Annotated in this window: 21 protein-coding genes; 6 read left to right on the top strand and 15 right to left on the bottom strand. The window is 62.4% G+C overall.

Annotated features, from left to right (window positions below; all coding sequences use genetic code 11):
- Positions 1–52: 52 nt before the first annotated feature.
- On the top strand, positions 53–892 hold the full coding sequence (locus PTT45_RS08590) for a CAP domain-containing protein (protein WP_443218162.1): 840 nt from the start codon (positions 53–55) through the stop codon (positions 890–892).
- On the opposite strand, the gene PTT45_RS08595 is transcribed toward PTT45_RS08590, so the two are convergent.
- Positions 893–1,480, bottom strand: coding sequence for an NAD(P)H-dependent oxidoreductase (locus PTT45_RS08595; protein WP_273812687.1), 588 nt, complete (start codon positions 1,478–1,480; stop codon positions 893–895).
- A gap of 157 nt (positions 1,481–1,637) precedes the next feature.
- Here PTT45_RS08595 and PTT45_RS08600 point away from each other — a divergent pair, with 157 nt between their 5' ends.
- Complete coding sequence (locus tag PTT45_RS08600; protein ID WP_273812688.1) at positions 1,638–1,928, top strand: putative quinol monooxygenase; 291 nt, start codon at positions 1,638–1,640, stop codon at positions 1,926–1,928.
- A gap of 3 nt (positions 1,929–1,931) precedes the next feature.
- On the opposite strand, the gene PTT45_RS08605 is transcribed toward PTT45_RS08600, so the two are convergent.
- From PTT45_RS08605 to PTT45_RS08625, 5 genes are all read right to left on the bottom strand, one after another.
- Entirely contained in the window at positions 1,932–2,351 is a 420-nt protein-coding gene (locus PTT45_RS08605; protein WP_273812689.1) for a helix-turn-helix domain-containing protein, read from the bottom strand.
- Between the two features lie 46 nt (positions 2,352–2,397).
- Complete coding sequence (locus tag PTT45_RS08610; RefSeq protein ID WP_273812690.1) at positions 2,398–4,413, bottom strand: peptidase U32 family protein; 2,016 nt, start codon at positions 4,411–4,413, stop codon at positions 2,398–2,400.
- Between the two features lie 180 nt (positions 4,414–4,593).
- Positions 4,594–4,950: a hypothetical protein gene (locus PTT45_RS08615; RefSeq protein WP_273812691.1), complete on the bottom strand. Its 357-nt coding sequence runs from the start codon at positions 4,948–4,950 to the stop codon at positions 4,594–4,596.
- 123 nt (positions 4,951–5,073) lie between these two features.
- The gene (locus PTT45_RS08620; RefSeq protein WP_273812692.1) at positions 5,074–5,427 is read right to left on the bottom strand and encodes a hypothetical protein; all 354 of its coding nucleotides are present in this window, start codon (positions 5,425–5,427) and stop codon (positions 5,074–5,076) included.
- 104 nt (positions 5,428–5,531) lie between these two features.
- Positions 5,532–5,972: a hypothetical protein gene (locus PTT45_RS08625; RefSeq protein WP_273812694.1), complete on the bottom strand. Its 441-nt coding sequence runs from the start codon at positions 5,970–5,972 to the stop codon at positions 5,532–5,534.
- 168 nt (positions 5,973–6,140) lie between these two features.
- Between PTT45_RS08625 and PTT45_RS08630 the strand changes: the two genes are divergently transcribed.
- Entirely contained in the window at positions 6,141–6,482 is a 342-nt protein-coding gene (locus tag PTT45_RS08630; protein WP_273812695.1) for a hypothetical protein, read from the top strand.
- A 132-nt stretch (positions 6,483–6,614) separates the two neighbouring features.
- On the opposite strand, the gene PTT45_RS08635 is transcribed toward PTT45_RS08630, so the two are convergent.
- Entirely contained in the window at positions 6,615–7,055 is a 441-nt protein-coding gene (locus PTT45_RS08635; RefSeq protein WP_273812696.1) for a DUF2846 domain-containing protein, read from the bottom strand.
- A 92-nt stretch (positions 7,056–7,147) separates the two neighbouring features.
- The gene (locus PTT45_RS08640; RefSeq protein ID WP_273812807.1) at positions 7,148–7,828 is read right to left on the bottom strand and encodes a GNAT family N-acetyltransferase; all 681 of its coding nucleotides are present in this window, start codon (positions 7,826–7,828) and stop codon (positions 7,148–7,150) included.
- A 133-nt stretch (positions 7,829–7,961) separates the two neighbouring features.
- On the opposite strand from PTT45_RS08640, the gene PTT45_RS08645 reads away from it, so the two are divergent.
- Positions 7,962–10,166: an OsmC domain/YcaO domain-containing protein gene (locus PTT45_RS08645; protein WP_273812697.1), complete on the top strand. Its 2,205-nt coding sequence runs from the start codon at positions 7,962–7,964 to the stop codon at positions 10,164–10,166.
- 44 nt (positions 10,167–10,210) lie between these two features.
- Here the strand turns inward: PTT45_RS08645 and PTT45_RS08650 are convergent, their stop codons facing one another.
- Both PTT45_RS08650 and PTT45_RS08655 read right to left on the bottom strand, forming a co-directional pair.
- Positions 10,211–10,732, bottom strand: coding sequence for a hypothetical protein (locus PTT45_RS08650; protein WP_273812698.1), 522 nt, complete (start codon positions 10,730–10,732; stop codon positions 10,211–10,213).
- 33 nt (positions 10,733–10,765) lie between these two features.
- Positions 10,766–11,068, bottom strand: coding sequence for a hypothetical protein (locus PTT45_RS08655; RefSeq protein ID WP_273812699.1), 303 nt, complete (start codon positions 11,066–11,068; stop codon positions 10,766–10,768).
- 289 nt (positions 11,069–11,357) lie between these two features.
- Between PTT45_RS08655 and PTT45_RS08660 the strand changes: the two genes are divergently transcribed.
- Complete coding sequence (locus PTT45_RS08660) at positions 11,358–12,086, top strand: substrate-binding periplasmic protein (protein WP_273812700.1); 729 nt, start codon at positions 11,358–11,360, stop codon at positions 12,084–12,086.
- Between the two features lie 52 nt (positions 12,087–12,138).
- Here PTT45_RS08660 and PTT45_RS08665 read toward each other — a convergent pair whose 3' ends face one another.
- Positions 12,139–12,840, bottom strand: a complete 702-nt coding sequence (locus tag PTT45_RS08665; RefSeq protein WP_273812702.1) for an FMN-dependent NADH-azoreductase — start codon at positions 12,838–12,840, stop codon at positions 12,139–12,141.
- Positions 12,841–12,959: 119 nt separating this feature from the next.
- Between PTT45_RS08665 and PTT45_RS08670 the strand changes: the two genes are divergently transcribed.
- Entirely contained in the window at positions 12,960–13,859 is a 900-nt protein-coding gene (locus tag PTT45_RS08670; RefSeq protein ID WP_273812703.1) for a LysR substrate-binding domain-containing protein, read from the top strand.
- 55 nt (positions 13,860–13,914) lie between these two features.
- Here PTT45_RS08670 and PTT45_RS08675 read toward each other — a convergent pair whose 3' ends face one another.
- The 4 genes from PTT45_RS08675 to PTT45_RS08690 form a co-directional block, all read right to left on the bottom strand.
- The gene (locus tag PTT45_RS08675; protein ID WP_273812705.1) at positions 13,915–14,802 is read right to left on the bottom strand and encodes a crotonase/enoyl-CoA hydratase family protein; all 888 of its coding nucleotides are present in this window, start codon (positions 14,800–14,802) and stop codon (positions 13,915–13,917) included.
- 483 nt (positions 14,803–15,285) lie between these two features.
- Positions 15,286–16,734, bottom strand: coding sequence for an ATP-dependent nuclease (locus PTT45_RS08680; protein ID WP_273812707.1), 1,449 nt, complete (start codon positions 16,732–16,734; stop codon positions 15,286–15,288).
- A gap of 116 nt (positions 16,735–16,850) precedes the next feature.
- Entirely contained in the window at positions 16,851–18,095 is a 1,245-nt protein-coding gene (locus tag PTT45_RS08685; protein WP_273812808.1) for a ribonucleotide-diphosphate reductase subunit beta, read from the bottom strand.
- Positions 18,096–18,453: 358 nt separating this feature from the next.
- The gene (locus PTT45_RS08690) at positions 18,454–21,339 is read right to left on the bottom strand and encodes a ribonucleoside-diphosphate reductase subunit alpha (protein ID WP_273812708.1); all 2,886 of its coding nucleotides are present in this window, start codon (positions 21,337–21,339) and stop codon (positions 18,454–18,456) included.
- Positions 21,340–21,432: the final 93 nt, after the last annotated feature.

The following is a 21,432-nucleotide window of genomic DNA, read 5'->3' on the forward strand; positions in this document are numbered from 1 at the left end:
CTAGACGCGGCATGATGGGCCTATAAGAAATTGGGGGATTCCAATGCATTCGATGTCGTCCGTACTGCGCTTCACCCTTCTGGCATTCGGCCTGTCGGCCACGGCTGTGCAGGCCGCCGACGAGGCCCAGCTGATCGAATCGATCAACGCCTATCGCAGCCAGGTGCAGCGTTGCGCGGACCAGGCCTCGCCCGAGCTGCCGCCGCTGACCGCCGATATCCGCCTGGTGCTGCCGGCCGCTGGCAGCGCCGACCTGGCGGACGCCCTGGCGCGCGCCGGTTACCCCATGGTCAACGTGCAGGCGATCACCCTCTCCGGGCCGCGCGATGCGGCGTCGGCCATGCAGGCGTTGCAGGAGAGCTTCTGCCGCGTGGTGCTCGACCCGCAGTTCGTCGATGTTGGTGTGAGCCGCGCCGACCGCGACTGGCGCATCGTGCTGGCGCGCCCGCTGCTCGGCGGACGCCTGGGTGATTGGCAGGCGGAAGGGCAGAAGCTGCTGGCGGAGATCAACGTCGCCCGTGGCCAGGCGCGTCAGTGCGGGGAGCAATCGTTCGCCGTCGCCGCGCCGCTGGCTTGGAACGCCACCCTCGGCGGCGTGGCCGAGGGCCACAGCCGCAGCATGGCCAACAACAACTACTTCGATCACCGCGACCGCGATGGCCGCACCCCCGGCGACCGCGCCGAACTGGCCGGCTACGCGGGGCAGCAGGTCGGCGAGAACATCGCCGCCGGCCTGGATAACGCACAGAAGGTGGTCGCCGGCTGGCTGGCCAGCCCCGGCCACTGCGCGAACCTGATGAGCCCGCAGTTCAGCGAAGTGGGCGCCGCCTACGCGGTGGACCCGAAGAGCGACGCCGGCATCTACTGGACGGCGCTGTTCGGCGCGCCGTGATCAGCCGATGTTGAACACCTCGGCCAGGTGCTGCTCGTAGCGCGTTACGTCGCGCTCGATGTTCGGCACCTTCATCACGTCGGTGCAGAGGAAGGTCGGCAGGGCGCTCATGCCGAGGAACTGGTTGGCCTTGTGGAAGGGGAAATACACCGCGTCCACGCCCTTGGCCTCGAAGAAATCGGTGGGGTCGTCGAAGGCCTGCTGCGGGGCGTTCCAGGTCAGCGACAGCATGTACTGCTTGCCCTGGATCAGGCCGCCGCTGCCGTACTTCTGCGAGGCGTCAGAGCGGGTACGACCGTCGTTGGCGTAGAGGCTGCCGTGGCCGGCGGTGAACACCTCGTCCAGGTACTTCTTCACGGTCCAGGGCGCGCCCATCCACCAGCCGGGCATCTGGTAGATCACCACGTCGGCCCAGAGGAACTTCTGCACTTCTTCGTCGATGTCGTAGCCGCCGTCGATGAAGGTGGTCTTGATGTCGAAACCGGCGCGGTCGAGGAAGGCCACGGCAGCGTCGTGCAGGGTGGCGTTGTAGCGACCGTCGGAATGGGCGAACTGCTTGCCGCCGTTGAGGAGCAGGATCTTTTTCATGGAAGCCTCCGGGCATATCGAATGGCCGGCAGGTTACGCAGCCAGGCGGTGGCGAAACAGACGCCGGCGAGCAAATGATTGTTGCTGACAAGTCATGAATGCCGGCGGCTCTATTGCGCTAGGGTGTGCCCACTACCTACCTACCACGGAGCGCACCATGTACGGCTTTATCCTTCACGCCCATACCAAGCCCGAGCAGTCCGAGGCCTTCGAGCAGCTGTTCCGCGCCTATGTCGAGCCCAGCCGCGCCGAGGCCGGTTGTGTGCAGTACCACATGCTGCGCGATGCCCAGGACCCGAGCCTGTTCATCTTCTTCGAGGTGTGGGCGTCGCCAGAGGCCTTCGCCGAGCACACGGCCCTGCCGCATATGCGCGAGTTCAGCGAGCGGCGCATGGATTACCTGCGTCGTGACTTCGAGATCCGCGAGATCGAGATGCTCAGCGCCTGAGGCTCAGAACTTCTCCGGCTTCTCCCTGGCCACCTGTTTGGCGGCGAGGCCCATCAGGCGCTGGAACTTGGCGCAGGCCAGATGGTTTTCGGCGGGGCATACCGCAGCATGGCGCAGGCCGTCGCGGATGGCGGACAGGCGCTTGATGGTCTGGTCCAGCTGGTCGGCCTTGCGCTCCAGCTGCTCACGGTCGATGGCCGGGCCGCCCTCGGCGGCCAGCATCTCGGCGATGGCATCGAGCGAGAAGCCGGCCGTGCGGCCCAGGGCGATCAGCGCCAGGCGCTGCAGTACCGATTCGTCGAACACCCGGCGCAGGCCGTTGCGGCCGATGGAGCGGATCAGGCCCTTTTCCTCGTAGTAGCGCAGGGTCGAGGCCGGCAGGCCGGAGTCACGGGCGACCCGGCCGATATCCATCTCTCTCATCGCATCACCTCGAATCCGTTCTCCGTGAGGCGCCGGTTTCGGCCCGTCAGTGGCTGTAGCCGGTCGGCTTGTTGCGGATGGTCTTCAGCAGGTCTTCCGGGCTGATGCTGGCGACCATCTTGCTGTGGGCCGCGCTACCCGGTTGCGGCTGGTGGAGGATATGGCCCTTCATCTTGCCGATGATGTGCATCTCGCACGGCTTGCAGTCGAACTTCAGGGTCAGCACCTCGTCGCCATGGATCAGCTGCATCGGCTGCACCTTGGTGCGCACGCCGGTGACGCCTTTGGCCTGCTTGGGGCAGAGGTTGAAGGAGAAACGCAGGCAGTGCTTGGTGATCATCACCGGCACTTCGCCTTCCTCCTCATGGGCCTCGTAGGCTGCGTCGATCAGCTGCACGCCGTGGCGGTGGTAGAAGTCGCGGGCCTTCTGGTTGTAGACGTTGGCCAGGAAGCTCAGGTGCGACTCCGGGTACACCGGCGGCGGGGTGGTCTCGGCCTTGCGGCTGCCGCGCGGGTGAGCGGCGACGCGTGCCTCGGTGAGCTTGTCGACGGCCTCGCGACGCAGCGCCTTGAGCTGCGAGTTGGGCACGAAGAACGCCTGCGGGGCGTCCAGCGCCACGTCCAGCGCGTGGTATTCGGTGGTGCCGAGCTGGGTCAGCAGGTCGCGCAGGCCGTCGAGCGCCTGCTCCGGCTTGTTGGCCACGCCGAACGGGCCGGGCAGCTCCGCCTGAGCGCTGATGCCTTCCTCGCTGGTGGCAGTGAGCTGCAGGCGTTCTTCACGCAGCTCGGCCTTCCAGCTCACGCCGATGCGGCGCTCGGCGGAGGTCTTCTGCAACGCCTGCTGCCAGTTGTGGTCGAGGTTGCGGGAGAGCGGATGGTTGGGGCGCAGGCGGAACAGGCCCTCGGGCATCTCGTTGGGCTCGACGCGGTAGCGGTAGCGCTTCTCGCCGTCTTCCTCGAATTCGTTCTTCAGCTCGGCGATGTTGGCGCGGAAGCCCACCACCTCGCGCTTGACCAGCACGTTGAGGCCGTCACCGTTGGACAGCGGCTCATGGGTGACGGCGATCAGGTCGCGCTTGTTGACCTTTTCCACGTTACCGACGGCCAGGCCGGTGAAGGTCGGCGAGTCGAAGGCGCCGATGTCGACCTTGCGGTCGGTGACGAAGTAGTCGGTGCTGCCGCGGTGGAAGGTCTTGTCCGGATCGGGCAGGAAGAAGTGCGCGGTGCGGCCGCTGGAGGCGCGGGCCAGGTCCGGGCGGTCTTCGAGGATGGCGTCGAGTTCCTTGCGGTAGTGGGCGGTGATGTTCTTCACGTAGCCCATGTCCTTGTAGCGCCCCTCGATCTTGAACGAGCGCACGCCGGCCTCGACCAGCGCGCGCAGGTTGGCGCTCTGGTTGTTGTCCTTCATCGACAGCAGGTGCTTCTCGAAGGCCACCACGCGGCCCTGGTCGTCCTTCAGGGTGTACGGCAGGCGGCAGGCCTGCGAGCAGTCGCCACGGTTGGCACTGCGCCCGGTCTGCGCGTGGGAGATGTTGCACTGGCCGGAGAAGGCCACGCACAGCGCGCCATGGATGAAGAACTCGATGGAGGCATCGGTGGCATCGGCGATGCTGCGGATTTCCTGCAGGTTCAGCTCGCGCGCCAATACCAGCTGGGAGAAGCCGGCCTGGTCGAGGAACCTGGCGCGGTCCAGGGTGCGGATGTCGGTCTGGGTGCTGGCATGCAGCTCGATCGGCGGAATATCCAGCTCCATCACGCCCAGGTCCTGCACGATCAACGCATCGACGCCGGCGTCGTATAGCTGGTGGATCAGCGTGCGCACCTGCTCTAGCTCATCGTCGTGGAAGATGGTGTTGAGGGTGGTGAACACCCTCGCGTGGTAGCGGCGGGCGAACTTCACCAGCTCGGCGATATCGCTGACCTCGTTGCAGGCATTGTGCCGCGCGCCGAAGCTCGGCCCGCCGATATAGATGGCATCGGCTCCATGCAGGATGGCCTCCCGGGCGATGGTCACATCGCGGGCAGGGCTGAGCAGTTCCAGATGGTTCTTGGGCAGGGACATGGTGTTTCTTCTTTATAGGCGTGGCACGGCAAGGCGCGCATTGTAACGGGCAAGGGGGAGGGTGGCACCCTGAGGTGCCGGATGGTGCTGATGTGGTGAACCTGATTTGCGGCTTGGTGAACGGAGAAACCAATCACAATGCATGCTGAGTAGCTGCCTTGTGACTGTCAGGATATGTGTTTAATCGGCGTAGACCTTCTCTCTGGTGGTCAGATTCTCCGTGCCGAGGAAGGTGTTGGAGGGAACGAAAGCTATGGGAGCTACATCGCCTTCCACGGCGGCATATCTGGCTAGGTAGTAGTAGACGATGTTGCAGCGTTGCACGCGAATGTCCTGGGTCAGCGAGCTAATGGGGGCACGCCAGGTGGTTGGCTTTTCTCGGCAGTCACCGCTTATCAGTTCCGAGTCTTCGATAGCCATGTTCTCGGCCTTCATTACGGCCTTTTTCAGTTGTGCCTCGATCAGCGTGTTCTCTGACGTTTCGCAGCCTGCAGTCAGTAGCAGGAGTGCGGCCAGTAGCGAAATCCTTTTCGTCATGGTGGTCTCTTTGGGGGCGGTTATTGAGCCGGAGAGATTAAAGCAATGATCGTTTAGCTGATTTGGAAGAGGCCACGTTTCTCAGTCGGATGATGGAGAAATCCTGTGCTGCGTCTGTGACTATTACTCTTCGGGCAATTCCAGGCCGTAGCGTTTGCCCAGGGCAATCACATACTCGGTGTCTTGCGAGCACAGGTCGTAGCCGGCCATGTAGGCCTGCATGGCGGCGTCGCCTTCGATGGCCTTGCCGTGGCTGTAGATGACTTCGTCGTAGACGGGGAGCCGGTAGTGGGCGAGGAACTCGTTGATCATCTTCAGCCGCTGACTATCGCCGTCGTCGTAGCCGTGATCCCAGAACAGCCGGTCGATGCAGGAGATCGCTCCGCGATAGTGCGCCTGGCTTTCGTCCGCAGCGGCGGTGTGGGCGAGGGTGGCCAGGCAGAGGCCGATGGCCAGCGTGGCGAGGCGTCGGGTCATGAGGAGTCCTTTCTTCAGGGTGAAAAGCCGGGTTGCCGGCTGGGCGCAGGCAGCTTACCTCGACCCGCGCGTTGGCTGCGGGCGGAGCTCGCAAACCTGGGCAATCAGGGGATGTCGCCGCAGAACAGGTCCTGGCCGCCATCGGACGACGGTGCGCGCAGCACCAGGGCGTGCGGCGTGGCTTGCAGGGTGCTCAGTGGCACCTTGGCGCTGCGCGACAGGTTCCAGCCGTCGAGCGGGCCCTTGTGGAAGGTACGCACGGTGTTGTTCAGCCCGTAGGCGGGCTTGGCGCCCAGTTGGCCGCAGTGGCCGGTATAGATGAACGCGTACAGGCGCACCGGCAGGGTCATGCCCATGGGCACGCCGCTGACGAAGGCGGTCACGTCGGTCTGTGCATCGCGTGGTACCAGAGTCGCCTGGGCGATCTGCCCGGCATTACGCGGGCTGGCCTGCAGGCGCATCTGCACATGCTCGTCGCGGCTGCTGCCGGCGCAGCCCGCCAGGGTGAGGGCGAGCAGAAGGGCTACTGGAGATGTGGTACGCATGGCGGACTCCTTTCGCGGCGATTGCCGAGGATTCTAGCTGGCGATGAGCCCGATAAATCTAAGCGGAACGATCAGAGCGCTTGAGGATTCTACTGAGTGACGGTGGCCGCCATGTGCAGTCGCAGAGTCGAAGATCCACTGCCGCGCGCCTGCGCGAGGAGGTAGGTCATGAGTTCCCTGACCATCGAGGGCTGGTGCAAGCCCGACAACGCCCAGCGCTCCACGCCGCTGGGTGGGTTCCATTTCTACATTGGTGGCGACAACCACCTGCGTCTGGAAGAGGCCGAGGCTAGCCTGCAGGAGCGTCATGAGCAGGAGATGATGATCGATGCCGATCTCGCCGACCTGCAGCTGGTGCCGCCGGATGACTGTGGGCCGCTGAGCGATTGCCGCTTCCGCGTCTACCTGAGCGCCCAGGAGGGGCGAGGCCAGTTCCACCTGGTCGGTCATCGGGCGAGCGACGGCAGCCTGATTTATACCAATGCGGTGCTGATCGATCAGCTTAGCTAGGGGCTGCGCTGTTTTCCGACAGGTCAGGGCCGTCGTTGCGCGCCTGTCTGCTGGGTCTAGTGCTGGCGGTGAGTGGGCGGAAGTCGTAGCTGCGGGAGAGGTGGGCTGGCGCCCACCTCCGGTGCGGCACGCTTAGCGGGCCAGTTCGGTCTCTGCCACGGCTTTGCGGCCTTCGGCTTCGGAGACTTGTTCCAGGTTGGCACCACCGACGAATACACCGAACTTGATGTACTGGCGCACGTAGTGGTTCTTGCCAGCTTCGGCATTGAGGGTGAGGCTGTTGTCGCCGAATTCCGACTCGGTCGCCAGCACGTGCTCACCCGGGGTGACGGTGCGGTAGAAGTAGGTGTTGATCGCGGTTTCGCCGATGACTTCGCCGTCGACCTTGACCGTCTTCTTCAGCGCCGGGCCGAGCGAGGAGTCACGGAAAATATACAGGCCAGCCTGGTCCTGCGGCGGGGTTGGGAAGGCTTTGAGCGCCTGATCCTTCTCGGCGGATTCCATCGGTACGGATGCACAACCCGACAGCAGAGCCACACCGAGCGCCGCTGCACACATCATTTTCTTGGACATAAATTACTCGTTCCTGAGTGTTGGTAAGACCGGCACGCTATCAATGTGCCAGCGTGCGACACCTTACCGACCCAGGCCACGAATGCAAGAACCTACATCAGGCGTCCGCGCACCAGCTCCTGCGCCTGCCGGGCTAGCTGATCGAGCAGTCGGTCACGCTGCTTTTCGGCATCGCGCATGGCCTTCTGGCCGTGCTGTTTGACCAGGTAGGTGTGGATCTGCCCGACTTCCTTGGAGTGGAAGATCGGCGTCAGGTCCTGCACGGCGACCAGGCCGTCCGAGGCGTGGTCGCGGCTGTTCATCAGCACCTGCGGGCCGCGTGCGCCGAGTACGCGAAAGCCCAGGGCGGTGAAGGTCGGCACCCGGCTGGCCACGCAGGTCAGTGCGGCGTGCGGGTGGAGTAGTTGCATCTGCTCCAGCATGGCGCGGGCGATGCCCTGGCGGCGGTGGCTGGCCTGCACGGCGGTGTACAGCAGGGTGCAGGCTTCGGGATCGTCCTTGCTCGGCAGGTACAGGGCAAAGCCCAGCACCTGGGACGGGTCTTCATCGTCCAGGGCCAGGATCAGCTGCGCGCTGCTGTCCGGCTCGCTGCCCATGGCCTGCAGGTACAGGTGCACCTCGAAGCCGATCACGTATTGGTACAGCTGGTACAGCGGGTTGCTCGGCGTCAGCGGCGCCGGGCTGAGGTCGCTGAAGTAGTCCACCACCATCTGCAGCACCTGGCTCTTCAGGGACTCGGGCGGCGGGGTATTGAGGTGGCTGAGGGTGAACATCGGCATACGGCTTTGCGGCGGGTTGGCCCGGCATTGTAGCGCCCTTGGCGCGGCAGGCCGTCGCCGGGGCAAGACTTCCCACGCAAAAGCCGGATAATGGCGGCCATTCGTCTTGCCTGCGTCTGGTAACCCCATGGAAATCAAGGTCAACTTTCTCGACAACCTCCGTCTCGAAGCCAAATTCGATGACTTTACGGTGATCGCCGACCAGCCCATCCGCTACAAGGGCGATGGCTCGGCGCCGGGGCCGTTCGACTACTTCCTGGCGTCCTCGGCGCTGTGCGCGGCCTACTTCGTCAAGCTGTACTGCCAGACGCGCAACATCCCAACGGAAAATATCCGCCTGTCGCAGAACAACATCGTCGACCCGGAAGACCGTTACAAACAGATCTTCAAGATCCAGGTCGAGTTGCCGGCGGACATTTCCGAGAAGGATCGCGTTGGCATCCTGCGCTCCATCGACCGCTGCACCGTGAAGAAGGTGGTGCAGACCGGCCCAGACTTCATCATCGAGGAAGTCGACAACCTCGACGCCGACGCCCAGGCCCTGCTGATCCCGGCACTGACCGAAGGCGAGGGCACGCGCATCCTCGGCAAGGACCTGCCGCTGGAGCAGACCATCGCCAACATGTCGGCCATCCTCGCCGGCCTGGGCATGAAGATCGAGATCGCCTCCTGGCGCAACATCGTGCCCAACGTCTGGTCGCTGCATGTGCGCGATGCCCAGTCGCCGCTGTGCTTTACCAACGGCAAGGGGGCGACCAAGGAGAGCGCGCTGGCCTCGGCGCTGGGCGAGTTCATCGAGCGGCTGAACTGCAACTTCTTCTACAACGACCAGTTCTGGGGCGAGGAGATCGCCAATGCGCCCTTCGTCCACTACCCGAACGAGCAGTGGTTCAAGCCGGGTCCGAAGGACGCGCTGCCGGAAGAGATCCTCGACGAGCACTGCCTGGAGATCTACAACCCGGACGGCGAGCTGCGCGGCTCGCACCTGTACGACACCAACTCCGGCAACAAGGCGCGCGGTATCTGCTCGCTGCCCTTCGTGCGCCAGTCGGACGGCGAGGTGGTGTACTTCCCGTCCAACCTGATCGAGAACCTGTATCTCTCCAACGGCATGAGCGCCGGCAACACCCTGGCCGAGGCGCAGGTGCAGTGCCTGTCGGAGATCTTCGAACGTGCGGTCAAACGCGAGATCCTCGAAGACGAACTGGCCCTGCCGGACGTGCCGCAGGAAGTGCTGGCCAAGTACCCCGGCATCGTCGCCGGCATCAAGGGCCTGGAGGAGCAGGGCTTCCCCGTGCTGGTCAAGGACGCCTCCCTCGGTGGCGAATTCCCGGTGATGTGTGTGACCCTGATGAACCCGCGTACCGGCGGCGTGTTCGCCTCCTTCGGCGCGCACCCGAGCTTCGAGGTGGCGCTGGAACGCAGCCTCACCGAGCTGCTCCAGGGCCGCAGCTTCGAGGGCCTCAACGACCTGCCGCAGCCGACCTTCGAGAGCCACGCGCTGACCGAGCCGAACAACTTCGTAGAGCACTTCATCGACTCCAGCGGCGTGGTGTCCTGGCGCTTCTTCAGCGCCAAGGCCGACTACGAGTTCGTCGAGTGGGACTTCTCCGGTGAGGGCGAAGACTCCAACGCCCAGGAAGCCGCGACCCTGTTCGGCATCCTCGAAGACCTAGGCAAGGAGGTGTACATGGCCGTGTACGACGACCTCGGCGCCAACGCCTGCCGCATCCTGGTGCCGGGCTACTCGGAGATCTACCCGGTGGAGGACCTGATCTGGGACAACACCAACAAGGCGCTGATCTTCCGCTCCGACATCCTCAACCTGCACAGCCTGAGCGACCTGCGCCTCAAGTCCCTGCTCAAGAGTCTGGAGAACTGCGAGGTCGACGACTACACCGACATCACCACGCTGATCGGCATCGAGTTCGACGACAACACCGTGTGGGGCCAGCTGACCATCCTCGAGCTGAAGTTGCTGATCTACGTGGCGCTGAAGAAATTCGAGCAGGCCAAGGGGCTGGTCGAGGCCTTCCTGCAGTACAACGACAACACCGTCGAGCGCGGCCTGTTCTACCAGGCGCTCAACGTGGTGCTGGAAGTGCAGCTGGACGACGACCTGGACATGGCCGACTACGAAGCCAACTTCCGCCGCATGTTCGGCAACGAGCGCATGGATGCGGCCCTGGGCTCGGTGGACGGCAGCGTGCGTTTCTTCGGTCTGACGCCGACCAGCATGCAGCTGGAGGGTCTAGACAAGCACCTGCGTCTGGTCGAGAGCTACAAGAAGCTGCACGCCGCGCGGGCCAAGGCGGCGGGCGTTTCTCTCTAGTGTGCCCCGGGGGCGTTCAGCAGTGTGCTGAGCGCCGGAGCGGGTTATCTGCTGCCATCGGCACTCGGCTGGCGCTTGGCGATGTCCCTCATCTTGGCCGCGAGAATCTCCGCCTCCAGCGCTCGCACGGTGCTCTTGGCGGGCGGGAATTCGAAGATGGCGCTCTCGGCGAGGGTGCAGAGGCGCGTGCCGTCATTCAGGGTGAGCTGAACGAACGCCAGGTGATCCGACCAGGAGCGATAGCGCCGCACCATGAACAGGCTGTGCCTGGAGCGGACCGAACTGATCTTCGTCAGCTCAACCCTGAGGTTGCTGTCGTCGCCGCACAGCACCAGCTCGTCGTCGTGGATGAACGCCGGCTGGCATCGGCTGACCCTGAGCCACTCAATGCCGAAACGACACAGCATGGCCAGCACGACGAGGGGCAGGAGCGAGAAGAGGGCGACTTCGCCGTCGGCCACTCCCGTCAGCGTGATGCCGACGATGACCAGCAGAAACAGCAGGGTGACGACCCGGTAGAAGTGGACGTTGCCGAACTCCAGCTGGGGCAGTAAACGAACGTCCATGTACGGTGTTCCTTCGCGGGATGGGAGGGGCCGTCAGCTTCGCTTCTCGAAGCGGCGGGCGAGAAGACCCATCAGCATGCCGCCAGCGATCCCGATGGCGCCGCAGGCCAGGCCCATGGGGCGGTTGCTCACGAAGCCGACATTCTTCACGTGGGTCGGTAGGCCGACCAGGCCGGTGAACAGCAGTATCGCGGCCGACAGGGCGATGAGGTAAATGCCGCCAGCCTGCCAGGAATCGCTGGGGATGCCCTTGCGCCGGCAATACAGGTAGCCCAGGCCGAACGGCAACACGAGCTGGGTGGCGAGGAAGAGGATCAGGTTGCTGCTGTCGCTCATCATGGGCTGTTTCGCAGTGGGCTTGGCGCAGGGTAGGGCATCCGCGCGCTAGGCGCGGGGAACTGGCGTGCAAAAACGCCGGCGCAATCCAGTGAGTAGCCGGCTCCGGCGACTTGTGGGAGGATCAAAACGCTCTTCGCAGCATCGGTCATGCCGCCGCGCGCCATCTACAAGGTGCAGATCGTTTCCGGTGTCGTGGAGAAGCGCGCTGCTCGCCTCGCGGGAGCATTCCGCCGAGGTACCTGTTCGATACTCCCCTGAAAATAAGACCTACAAAGGCTCGGGACGTATGTTGAAACTCAGATGTTCAGTGCTGTTGCTTGCCTTGCTCAGCGGTTTTTGCCGTGCAGATCTGCCAGTGGTGATCGTGGGCTATTACGATTTCCCGCCGTCCATCTACACCACGCCTGACGGTCGCGCGCAGGGGCCGCTCCACGATCTGCTGACGCGCATGTTGCAGCGCAGTGGCTACACGGCGGACTTCCGTGGCATGCCTATCGCGAGGCTATACAACGAGCTGCGTGAGGGGCGTGTCGACCTGTGGGCCGGAGCACCCAACAAACAGGAGCTCAGAGGCCACGTCCTGGAGTCAGACCGGGCGCTGGCCGAGGTCAGGCTCAACCTGTACCGCCGCCCTGATACGCCCGCGCCCAAAGTGCCGGAGGGGCTGGCCGGCAAGGTCATGATCATGCTCAGCGGTTACAGCTACTGGCCGCATACCCGTGAACTGCTGCTCGATCCGGCCCACGAGATCATCCAACTGCGTACCCATCATCGCGCGTCGGCGCTGGAGTTGCTTCGCCGTGGGCGGGGCGACTATCTGCTGGACTACCAGCTGCCGATCGAGCAGACCCTCGAGGAGAGCGGGCTGCCACCGCTGCCATACACCACCGTAGAGAGCCTGCCCATTCGCCTGATCGTTTCCCGCAAAAGCGCCAACGCGCCGCTGCTGCTGCAGCGGCTGGATGAGACGTTTGATCAGATGCAGGCCGCTGGCGAGGATATGCAGCTGCCATAGCCGTGTTCAGGTTGGCGCGGGTGGTGAAGCTGGTGCTTGCCGATGCGCTGCCTCAGGCGAGCTCCGGTGTGCGCTGCTCCTGTAGCTCCCGCTGCAGTTCTGCTACCAGCGTATCCACCTGACTCATGGCCTGGGCCACCGACGCAGCCAGCAGTTCGCCGCCGACTTCCTGGCCCTCGATGGCGATCTGGTGCACGCGGGTGATGCCGATGAAGCCGAGGGCGGTGATCAGGCTGCTCTCCAGATGGTTCATGTGCGCCATCTGCCCGCCCGCATCGAAGCCGACCCCGCCACGGGCGGTGAGGATCACCGCATGCCGGGGCCGGTCGGCCAGCAGCGGGATGTACGGGTCGAGCGGGTTGCTGGCGTCGAACGCCACGGTGCGGTCGGTGCGCACGATCTGGTCGATCCACGCCTTGAGCGCGGCCGGCATGCTGAAGTTGTACAGCGGCGTGCCGATCACCAGCACGTCCGCCGCCAGCAGCTCGTCGATCAGCAGCTCGCTCTCCTGCAGGGTTTCGTTCATCCACGGCTCACGTTGTTCGTCCGCAGTGAAGGCGGCGGCGATCCAGTCGTGGTCGATGATGGTCGGTGGGTTCTGGCCGATGTCGCGGTAGGTGAGGCTGTCCTGCGCGCGGCGGGCCAGCCACTGGCTGACGAAGCGCTGGCTCAGGTTGCGGCTGTGCGAGCCGTGCAGGTCCTTGCCGGCGAGGCCGGGGCGGGCGCTGGCATCCAGGTGCAGTATGTGCGGCATGTCGAGTCTCCTGCTTGAAGTTGTGCTCATCTGTATTTCGCAGCAGACTCAGGCTATGGCCGACAAATATTGGCGACAAACGATCATTATTTTTCGCTATGCCTGAGAGGAACTCATCCATGAGTCAGCGCTGGCTACCCTCGCTCTCGGCCCTGCGCGCCTTCGAGGCCGCCGCTCGCCACGAGAGCGCCAAGCAGGCCGCGGAAGAACTCTCGGTGACCGCCACGGCGATCAGCCACCAGATTCGCGCCCTGGAAGAGTCGCTCGGCGTGGCGCTGTTCCTGCGCAAGCCACGCCAGCTGGAACTCACCGCCCAGGGCCGCGAACTGCAGCAGACGCTGGAATCGGCGTTCGACAGCATCAGTGCCACGGCCATGCGCCTCAGCGCGCTGCCCTGTCGCCAGGCCATCACCCTCAGCACCACGCCGGCGGTGGCGGTGCGCTGGCTGCTGTCCTGGGTCTGCCTGCTGCGCGAGTCCCATCCGGATATCGACCTGCGCATCCACGCCTCGCACGAGCCGGTGGCGCTGGATGGCGTCACCGCGGACATCGCCATCCGCTACGGCGACGGCCGCTGGCCGGGGTTGGTGGCGGAGAAGCTGTTCGACAACACCTTCATCCCGGCCTGCAGCCCGCGGCTCGGCCTGCAGGATGCGGCGGAGTTGCCTCGGCACACGCTGATCCACTTCCGTAATCAGGCTGTCGTCTCGTCGCCGCTGGACTGGGCGCTGTGGCAGAAACAGGCCAAGGTGCCGGGGCTGGATGTCAGCGCCGGGCTGGTGTTCTCCGACGAGACCCACGCGGTCTCGGCTGCAATCGGCGGGCAGGGGGTGGCACTGATGAGCCGGCAGTTGATCGAGGATGAGCTGAGGGAAGGGCGGTTGGTGCAGCCGTTCGGGCCGGAGGTGGAGGGCAAGCCGTTCTTTCTGGTGTACCCGGAGAGCCGGCGGGATGATCCGGCCATTCGGGCGGTGCGGGATTGGGTGATGGCAGTGCCGGGTGGGCTCTGCACGCTTTAGTTCTGTTTTCGGTTTTGATCACTCCCACGCTGCTGCCTGGGAGCGATATGCGCGGCTATTCCTCTCGGGCCATCCACTCGTCATAGAACGGCGGCAGGCTGGAAGCCTTGACGCTGAACTGTGCCGGGCGCTTTTCGCGGAACGCGGCCACGCCCTCCTTGCCGTCGCCGATGCTGGTGTAGAACATCGCCAGCGAGTCGATGCGGTGCGCCTCCAGCGGATGGGCTTGCGCGCTGTTGCGGTAGAGCATCTGGCGACTGAGCGCGATGGCGGCGGGTGAGCGGTCCTGCACTAGCCGGAGGGCAAAGGCCTCGGCTTCTTCCAACAGGTTTTCTGGCGAATGAACCGAGCGTACCAGGCGCCCGCGCAGGGCTTCCTGGGCGTCGAAGATGTCGGCGGTATAGACCCACTCCAGCGCTTGCTGCAGGCCGACGATACGCGGCAGAAACCAGCTCGAACAGGCTTCGGGGACGATACCCAGGCGGCCGAAGACGAAACCGATGCGGGCTTTTTCCGAGGCGAGGCGAAAGTCCATCGCCAGCGTCATGGTGGCGCCGATGCCAACGGCAGCGCCATTGATGGCAGCGACCACTGGCTTGCGGCAGGCATGGATGGCCAGGGTCACACGGCCACCGGTGTCGCGTACGCCGGCATGGATATCTGCGCTATCGAGCCGTTCATGCATGTCCGCCAGGCTGGGCGTAAGGGTTTCGTCCAGGCCGAAGACGTTGCCTTCCTTCGACAGATCCATACCTGCGCAAAACGCGCGGCCCGCCCCGGTTACCAGAATGACGCGAACTTCATCGTCCAGGCTGGCGCGGTTGAAGGCGTGCTCCAGCTCATTGGCCATTTCGATGGTGAAGGCGTTCATCTGCTCTGGGCGGTTGAGGGTCAGTTTCAGCAGGCCATCGTCGAGCTGCCAATCAATCGCTGAGTAGTTCATCTGCTCTTTCCCTTGTTGTTATTGGACTCATCGTGGACCGCGCTGCCACGGCGGCCCCGCGCGATAGCCGAGCCGGTATAGCACGTGAGTAATCGGGCGAGGTATAGACCGTTCGAATGCTTCTAGGCCTGGCGGGTGGGAGCGAAGCGAAAAGCGAGTCCGCAAGAAAGTGGAAAGGGCTACCAAGCAACTCGGAGTCCGAACCCGTCAGGAGGCCGAGTGGAGGTGTTGCGCAGGGGGACGAGCCGCATGGATGCGGCGAGAGGCGTAAAGGGGCAGGGACGCCCCTTGTGCGCCGGCCCCCGGAGCGGCACCGGAGGGAGGGAAGTCTGGCGGCGCAGCCGCCAGACCCGGATGTCGGGGTGCCCTTCTCTTTGGTTACTTTCTCTTGGGCACGCAAGAGAAAGTAACTCGCCGTAAGGGCGAAAAGAGAGGTTTTATTCAGCGAAAAAAGCTAGGTGAGAAAACATGCCTTTTGAAGCTTCAAAGATATTTTTGAATTTGGTGGATTAAGTTGTCAAATTCTGTAGATATTTCGCCTATATATTTCTCAATTGCGAAGCTCCGAATGACTTCTTCTTCAGTTTCTGCTTCTTGGGCTATGTGTTTGGCAATTTTGTGGTGGTCGCTGATATCGTCGCGATCAAGTATCCAGTTTATATCAATACCGTACTTGTCTTTTATCGCGGCACTAACAGTTTCATGGGTGAAAACTTCTATTTCTGGTGGTTGAGTCCCTGGGAATGATAGAAGATGATTTTTTATGTCGGGGCCTACATCTGCATCGCGAACGGCGACGGATTTCTTTCCGGTTTTGTTTAGAACGTGTACGGCCTCTCTGACCGCATCTTTATCGCCAATGTCATGTATCGCAATTGCTTTTAGTATGTCTTTTCTTTTTGTTCGTATCGCTTCTGTGAGTAGGATTTTTGCAAAAATATCTTCGACGCAAATGTCTAGATTTCTGACATGGCCCGACGAAAGAATGGCTCTGATATGACAGGCAGATATTTTGTTTCGGAGCTCAACGCCATTTGCATCTCGGGTGATCAGCTTTCGTGCGTCTGGAGGTAAGGCGTTAAGTATTACGCTGGAGTGTGTTGAAAGTATTATTTGATGGTGGCGCCTATCGCAAACGTCAATAAGGTACTTTGCGAACTCATGTTGGGCGCTCTCGTGTAGCGAGGTTTCTGGCTCCTCTAGGATGAAAAGGCTTTGTTCGGGTGAGGTTTCTAGCTTGTCGATCGTATAAAGAATCCGGCCCTCGCCAAAACCCATATTGTTTTCAGAGTACGAATAGCCAAGGCGCGAAGCTATTCCGATTTCGGATATTTTTTCTTTGTGTGAGACACCTTGAAAGGTTACGTCGTCATATTTGTGGCCTATTATTCTGGCCATTTTCTTTATGACTTCTTTGTCAATCTCTCTTTTTTCTGTGAACTCAAGTGCGCTGCCGCCATACACACTAAGATCGCGCCTCTCTACTTTAGGAATATATACGGTGAATCCTACGTAGTAACAGTGCCTTTCTGGTTGTCGTTTGTAGCCTGACCATGCTGAGTTTGCACGGGATATTGTTACTTCTTGCGTTTTTTTATAGTCATCTGTTTCGTAGTGAAAGATGACTTTTGCGTCGTCAGATATTGGCTTGGGGTCGGCGGGTGAGATTGGGAAAAAGTCTTTGATGTATTGACGTTTATACTCAGTTGCGGTGGATGGCTTTTTGTACCCGCAAATTGCTAGCTGCCCTAGCGTGCTTTTTCCTGCGCCGTTCAGTCCTGAGATTGCTGTTATGGGGAAATCTAACGTCAGGTCAATTTTGTTGATGCCTCGAAATCCATCTATATGAACTTTTCTAAGGCAGGGGCCAAAATTGCTGTAGCGATTTTTTTCGGAGTATTTGATCGAGACTTTCTTTGTTAGATCAGCCATTTTTTTCCTTAAAAAAAACCCCGCACTAGGCGGGGCTTTTAGTTTCTCTCGCTACCCCGGACATCCATTCTCAGGTAAAGCGCTTCTAATCTGTCCTAACGGTCTGGACCCAGGAATCAATCCCAGCTCAACGCACCACCAGTCTGATACTCGATCACACGAGTCTCGAAGAAGTTCTTCTCCTTCTTCAGGTCCATGATCTCGCTCATCCACGGGAACGGGTTGTTGGTACCCGGGTATTCCTCTTTCAGGCCGATCTGGGTCAGACGACGGTTGGCGATGAACTTGAGGTAGTCCTCCATCATGGCCGCGTTCATGCCCAGTACGCCGCGCGGCATGGTGTCACGCGCGTATTCGATCTCCAGCTGGGTGCCCTGCAGGATCATCTGGGTCGCTTCGTCCTTCATCTGGGCGTCCCACAGATGCGGGTTCTCGATCTTGATCTGGTTGATCACGTCGATACCGAAGTTCAGGTGCATGGACTCGTCGCGCAGGATGTACTGGAACTGCTCGGCGGTGCCGGTCATCTTGTTGCGGCGGCCCATGGAGAGGATCTGGGTGAAGCCGCAGTAGAAGAAGATGCCTTCCAGAACGCAGTAGTAGGCGATCAGGTTGCGCAGGAACTGGCGATCGGTTTCCGGGGTGCCGGTTTCGAACTTCGGATCGGAGATCGAGCGGGTGTACTTCAGGCCCCAGGAGGCCTTCTTCGCCACGCTCGGGATCTCGTGGTACATGTTGAAGATCTCGCCTTCATCCATGCCCAGCGATTCGATGCAGTACTGGTAGGCGTGGGTGTGGATCGCTTCCTCGAAGGCCTGGCGCAGGATGTACTGGCGGCACTCGGGGTTGGTGATCAGGCGGTACACGGCCAGCACCAGGTTGTTGGCAACCAGGCTGTCGGCGGTGGAGAAGAAGCCGAGGTTGCGTTTGACGATGCGGCGCTCGTCTTCGCTGAGGCCGTCCTTGCTCTTCCACAGAGCGATGTCGGCGTTCATGTTCACTTCCTGCGGCATCCAGTGGTTGGCGCAACCATCCAGATACTTCTGCCAGGCCCAGTCGTACTTGAAGGGTACGAGCTGGTTGAGGTCGGCGCGGGCGTTGATCATCTGCTTGTCGCCGACGTGTACGCGGGCGGCGGAGCCTTCCAGATCGTCCAGGCCTTCCTGGATGTCCAGGTCGTTCAGGGCCTTCTTGGCGCGGGCGACGGCGTCGGAGTCGTCGGCCGATACGGCGCGGGCTTCCTCGACGGAGCCGGCGGCATCGTCGTCCAGTTGATCGGCGGCGGCGCCGACTACGGCAGCGGCGGGTTTGGCGGCGGCTTCGGCGCCTTCTTCTTTATCGAATTCGTCCCAGCTGAGCATGGTGGTCTCCTGCTTGGTCATCGGGCCGGGTTTCTGTGCGGCCTGTATGAATGTCCAGTAATTCTGATTATGTTCCGTTGCGATCTGCACGCAAGGGTCAAACAGTGCCACCCGACTGGTGGCGCCCAGGCCCGCGAGGCGGGCGAGGGGAGATGTTCTTGGGGCTGAGCCCCGGTCCCCGTGAGGGGAAACCGAGCTGCTGTGGCTTCTAACCTCGGCAACCCGGTGCAAGCGCGTAGCTGAGCGAGTGAGCGCTAGGCGCCAGGCTGGTCCGAGCCCCTGAGCGTGCTAGTGCACGTGATGGGGGCGGACCTGCCGGGCAACAACGCGGGCGCCGCTCAGATGCGCGCGACTTCCCTTACTGACAAGCTTCGCAGTCGGGCTGGTCGATGGCACAGGCCTTCGGTACCGGAGCCGGACCGGCCGGAGCAGCGAAGCTGCCCTCGTCGATCGCACCACTGGACACGGCGTTGAGCTTGCCGGTGTTGATGGTGGATTTCTCGGTGCTGGTGGCGGCCAGGGCACGGAGGTAGTAGGTGGTTTTCAGACCACGGTACCAGGCCATGCGGTAGGTCACGTCCAGCTTCTTGCCCGAGGCGCCGGCGATGTACAGGTTCAGCGACTGAGCCTGGTCGATCCACTTCTGGCGGCGGCTGGCGGCGTCGACGATCCACTTGGTTTCCACTTCGAACGCGGTGGCGTACAGGTCCTTGAGGTCCTGCGGGATGCGCTCGATCTGCTGTACGGAGCCGTCGTAGTACTTCAGGTCGTTGACCATGACGCTGTCCCACAGGCCGCGGTTCTTCAGGTCGCGAACCAGGTAGGGGTTGATCACGGTGAACTCGCCGGAGAGGTTCGATTTCACGTACAGGTTCTGGTAGGTCGGTTCGATCGACTGCGACACGCCAATGATGTTGGAGATGGTCGCGGTCGGCGCGATGGCCATGATGTTCGAGTTACGGATGCCTTTCTTCACGCGCTCGCGGATCGGGGCCCAGTCCAGCGACTCGGAGAGGTCGACGTCGATGTACTTCTGGCCACGGGCCTCGATCAGGATCTGCTGGGAATCCAGCGGCAGGATGCCCTTGGACCACAGCGAGCCGTCGAAGGTGGAGTAGGCGCCGCGCTCGTCGGCCAGGTCGCAGGAAGCCTGGATCGCGTAGTAGCTGATCGCTTCCATGGACTTGTCGGCGAACTCGATGGCCGCGTCGGAGCCGTAGGCGATGTGCTGCAGGTACAGGGCGTCCTGGAAGCCCATCAGGCCGAGGCCGACCGGACGGTGCTTGAGGTTGGAGTTGCGCGCCTGCGGTACCGAGTAGTAGTTGATGTCGATGACGTTATCGAGCATGCGCACAGCGGTCTTCACGGTGCGGCCGAGTTTCTCGGTATCCAGCTTGCCGTCGACGATGTGGTTGACCATGTTGATCGAGCCCAGGTTGCAGACTGCGATCTCGTCCTTGTTGGTGTTCAGGGTGATCTCGGTGCACAGGTTCGAGCTGTGGACCACGCCCACGTGCTGCTGCGGGCTGCGCAGGTTGCACGGGTCCTTGAAGGTCAGCCACGGGTGGCCGGTTTCGAACAGCATGGACAGCATCTTGCGCCACAGGTCTTTGGCGGCGATGGTCTTGAAGACCTTGATCTTGCCGTAGCCGGACAGGGCTTCGTAGTACTCGTAGCGCTCTTCGAAGGCCTTGCCGGTCAGGTCGTGCAGGTCCGGCACTTCGGACGGGGAGAACAGGGTCCACTGGCCGTCGTCGAACACGCGCTTCATGAACAGGTCCGGAATCCAGTTCGCGGTGTTCATGTCGTGGGTGCGGCGGCGGTCGTCACCGGTGTTCTTGCGCAGCTCGAGGAATTCCTCGATGTCCAGGTGCCAGGTTTCCAGGTAGGCGCAGACGGCGCCCTTGCGCTTGCCACCCTGGTTCACGGCGACGGCGGTGTCGTTGACCACTTTCAGGAAGGGCACGACGCCCTGGGATTTGCCGTTGGTGCCCTTGATGTAGGAGCCCAGTGCGCGCACCGGAGTCCAGTCGTTGCCCAGGCCGCCGGCGAATTTCGACAGCATGGCGTTGTCGTGGATGGCGCCGTAGATGCCCGACAGGTCGTCCGGCACGGTGGTCAGGTAGCAGGAGGACAGCTGCGGACGCAGGGTGCCGGCGTTGAACAGGGTCGGGGTCGACGCCATGTAGTCGAACGAGGACAGCAGGTTGTAGAACTCGATGGCGCGTTCTTCACGGTTCTTCGGCTCTTCGATGGCCAGGCCCATGGCCACGCGCATGAAGAACACCTGCGGCAGTTCGAAGCGGATGCCGTCCTTGTGGATGAAGTAGCGGTCGTACAGGGTCTGCAGACCCAGGTAGGTGAACTGCTGGTCGCGCTCGTGGTTGATGGCGGCGCCCAGCTTGGCCAGGTCGTACTCTTTCAGCTTGGCGTCGATCAGCTCGAACTCGGAACCTTTCTCGACATAGGCCGGCAGGGCCTTGGCGTAAAGGTCGGCCATCTCGTGGTGGGTGGCGCTGTCGGCGATGCCGAGGAAGCCCAGGGCCTCGGCGCGGATGTTGTCCATCAGCAGGCGGGCGGTGACGTAGGAGTAGTTCGGCTCGCGCTCGACCAGGGTACGGGCGGTCATCACCAGGGCGGTGTTGACGTCCTTCTCGGCTACGCCGTCGTACAGGTTCTTCAGGGTTTCGGACTCGATCAGCGAGCCGTCGACTTCGGCCAGGCCTTCGCAGGCTTCGCGGATGATGGTCTGCAGGCGGCCCATGTCCAGCGGCTGCACGCTGCCGTCGGCCTTGGTGACGCGGATGCTCGGGTGCGGTACGGCGACGTCATCGGCGCTGGCGTTCTTGCGCTTGACGGCCTGGGACTCGCGGTAGATCACGTAGTCGCGGGCGACCTTCTGCTCGCCGGCGCGCATCAGGGACAGTTCGACCTGGTCCTGGATCTCTTCGATGTGGATGGTGCCGCCGGACGGCATGCGGCGCTTGAAGGTGGCGGTGACCTGCTCGGTCAGGCGCGCGACGGTCTCATGGATACGCGACGAGGCGGCGGCATTGCCGCCTTCAACTGCGAGGAACGCCTTGGTGATGGCCACGGTGATCTTGTCGTCGGTGTAAGGCACGACAGTACCGTTGCGCTTGATCACGCGCAGCTGGCCCGGAGCGGTGGCGGCCAGATCCTGGCTGGACTCGCCGGCCTGGGGTGCCACGGACTGCGGATTCTCGCGAGTTGTGTCGGTGTGCATGAGGTTCTCCACTTCTAATTGGTTTGGACACCAGGGGTGCCGCGTGTTCATTCCATTGCAAAACGTCACGACATCCGGCGTCCGGCCAGACAT

Origin of the sequence: Pseudomonas sp. Gutcm_11s (assembly GCF_028649395.1) — a bacterium.
Taxonomy (GTDB): Bacteria; Pseudomonadota; Gammaproteobacteria; order Pseudomonadales; family Pseudomonadaceae; genus Aquipseudomonas.

Excerpts from the sequence above, each read along its gene's own strand:
- PTT45_RS08625 (WP_273812694.1), bottom strand. The coding sequence starts at position 5,972 with ATGCGTACCACATCTCCAGTAGCCCTTCTGCTCGCCCTCACCCTGGCG.
- PTT45_RS08605 (WP_273812689.1), bottom strand. The coding sequence starts at position 2,351 with ATGAGAGAGATGGATATCGGCCGGGTCGCCCGTGACTCCGGCCTGCCG.
- PTT45_RS08615 (WP_273812691.1), bottom strand. The coding sequence starts at position 4,950 with ATGACGAAAAGGATTTCGCTACTGGCCGCACTCCTGCTACTGACTGCA.
- PTT45_RS08690 (WP_273812708.1), bottom strand. The coding sequence starts at position 21,339 with ATGCACACCGACACAACTCGCGAGAATCCGCAGTCCGTGGCACCCCAG.
- PTT45_RS08595 (WP_273812687.1), bottom strand. The coding sequence starts at position 1,480 with ATGAAAAAGATCCTGCTCCTCAACGGCGGCAAGCAGTTCGCCCATTCC.
- PTT45_RS08660 (WP_273812700.1), top strand. The coding sequence starts at position 11,358 with ATGTTGAAACTCAGATGTTCAGTGCTGTTGCTTGCCTTGCTCAGCGGT.
- PTT45_RS08675 (WP_273812705.1), bottom strand. The coding sequence starts at position 14,802 with ATGAACTACTCAGCGATTGATTGGCAGCTCGACGATGGCCTGCTGAAA.
- PTT45_RS08655 (WP_273812699.1), bottom strand. The coding sequence starts at position 11,068 with ATGAGCGACAGCAGCAACCTGATCCTCTTCCTCGCCACCCAGCTCGTG.
- PTT45_RS08600 (WP_273812688.1), top strand. The coding sequence starts at position 1,638 with ATGTACGGCTTTATCCTTCACGCCCATACCAAGCCCGAGCAGTCCGAG.
- PTT45_RS08630 (WP_273812695.1), top strand. The coding sequence starts at position 6,141 with ATGAGTTCCCTGACCATCGAGGGCTGGTGCAAGCCCGACAACGCCCAG.
- PTT45_RS08670 (WP_273812703.1), top strand. The coding sequence starts at position 12,960 with ATGAGTCAGCGCTGGCTACCCTCGCTCTCGGCCCTGCGCGCCTTCGAG.
- PTT45_RS08680 (WP_273812707.1), bottom strand. The coding sequence starts at position 16,734 with ATGGCTGATCTAACAAAGAAAGTCTCGATCAAATACTCCGAAAAAAAT.
- PTT45_RS08645 (WP_273812697.1), top strand. The coding sequence starts at position 7,962 with ATGGAAATCAAGGTCAACTTTCTCGACAACCTCCGTCTCGAAGCCAAA.
- PTT45_RS08635 (WP_273812696.1), bottom strand. The coding sequence starts at position 7,055 with ATGTCCAAGAAAATGATGTGTGCAGCGGCGCTCGGTGTGGCTCTGCTG.
- PTT45_RS08685 (WP_273812808.1), bottom strand. The coding sequence starts at position 18,095 with ATGCTCAGCTGGGACGAATTCGATAAAGAAGAAGGCGCCGAAGCCGCC.
- PTT45_RS08610 (WP_273812690.1), bottom strand. The coding sequence starts at position 4,413 with ATGTCCCTGCCCAAGAACCATCTGGAACTGCTCAGCCCTGCCCGCGAT.
- PTT45_RS08665 (WP_273812702.1), bottom strand. The coding sequence starts at position 12,840 with ATGCCGCACATACTGCACCTGGATGCCAGCGCCCGCCCCGGCCTCGCC.
- PTT45_RS08620 (WP_273812692.1), bottom strand. The coding sequence starts at position 5,427 with ATGACCCGACGCCTCGCCACGCTGGCCATCGGCCTCTGCCTGGCCACC.
- PTT45_RS08640 (WP_273812807.1), bottom strand. The coding sequence starts at position 7,828 with ATGTTCACCCTCAGCCACCTCAATACCCCGCCGCCCGAGTCCCTGAAG.
- PTT45_RS08590 (WP_443218162.1), top strand. The coding sequence starts at position 53 with ATGTCGTCCGTACTGCGCTTCACCCTTCTGGCATTCGGCCTGTCGGCC.
- PTT45_RS08650 (WP_273812698.1), bottom strand. The coding sequence starts at position 10,732 with ATGGACGTTCGTTTACTGCCCCAGCTGGAGTTCGGCAACGTCCACTTC.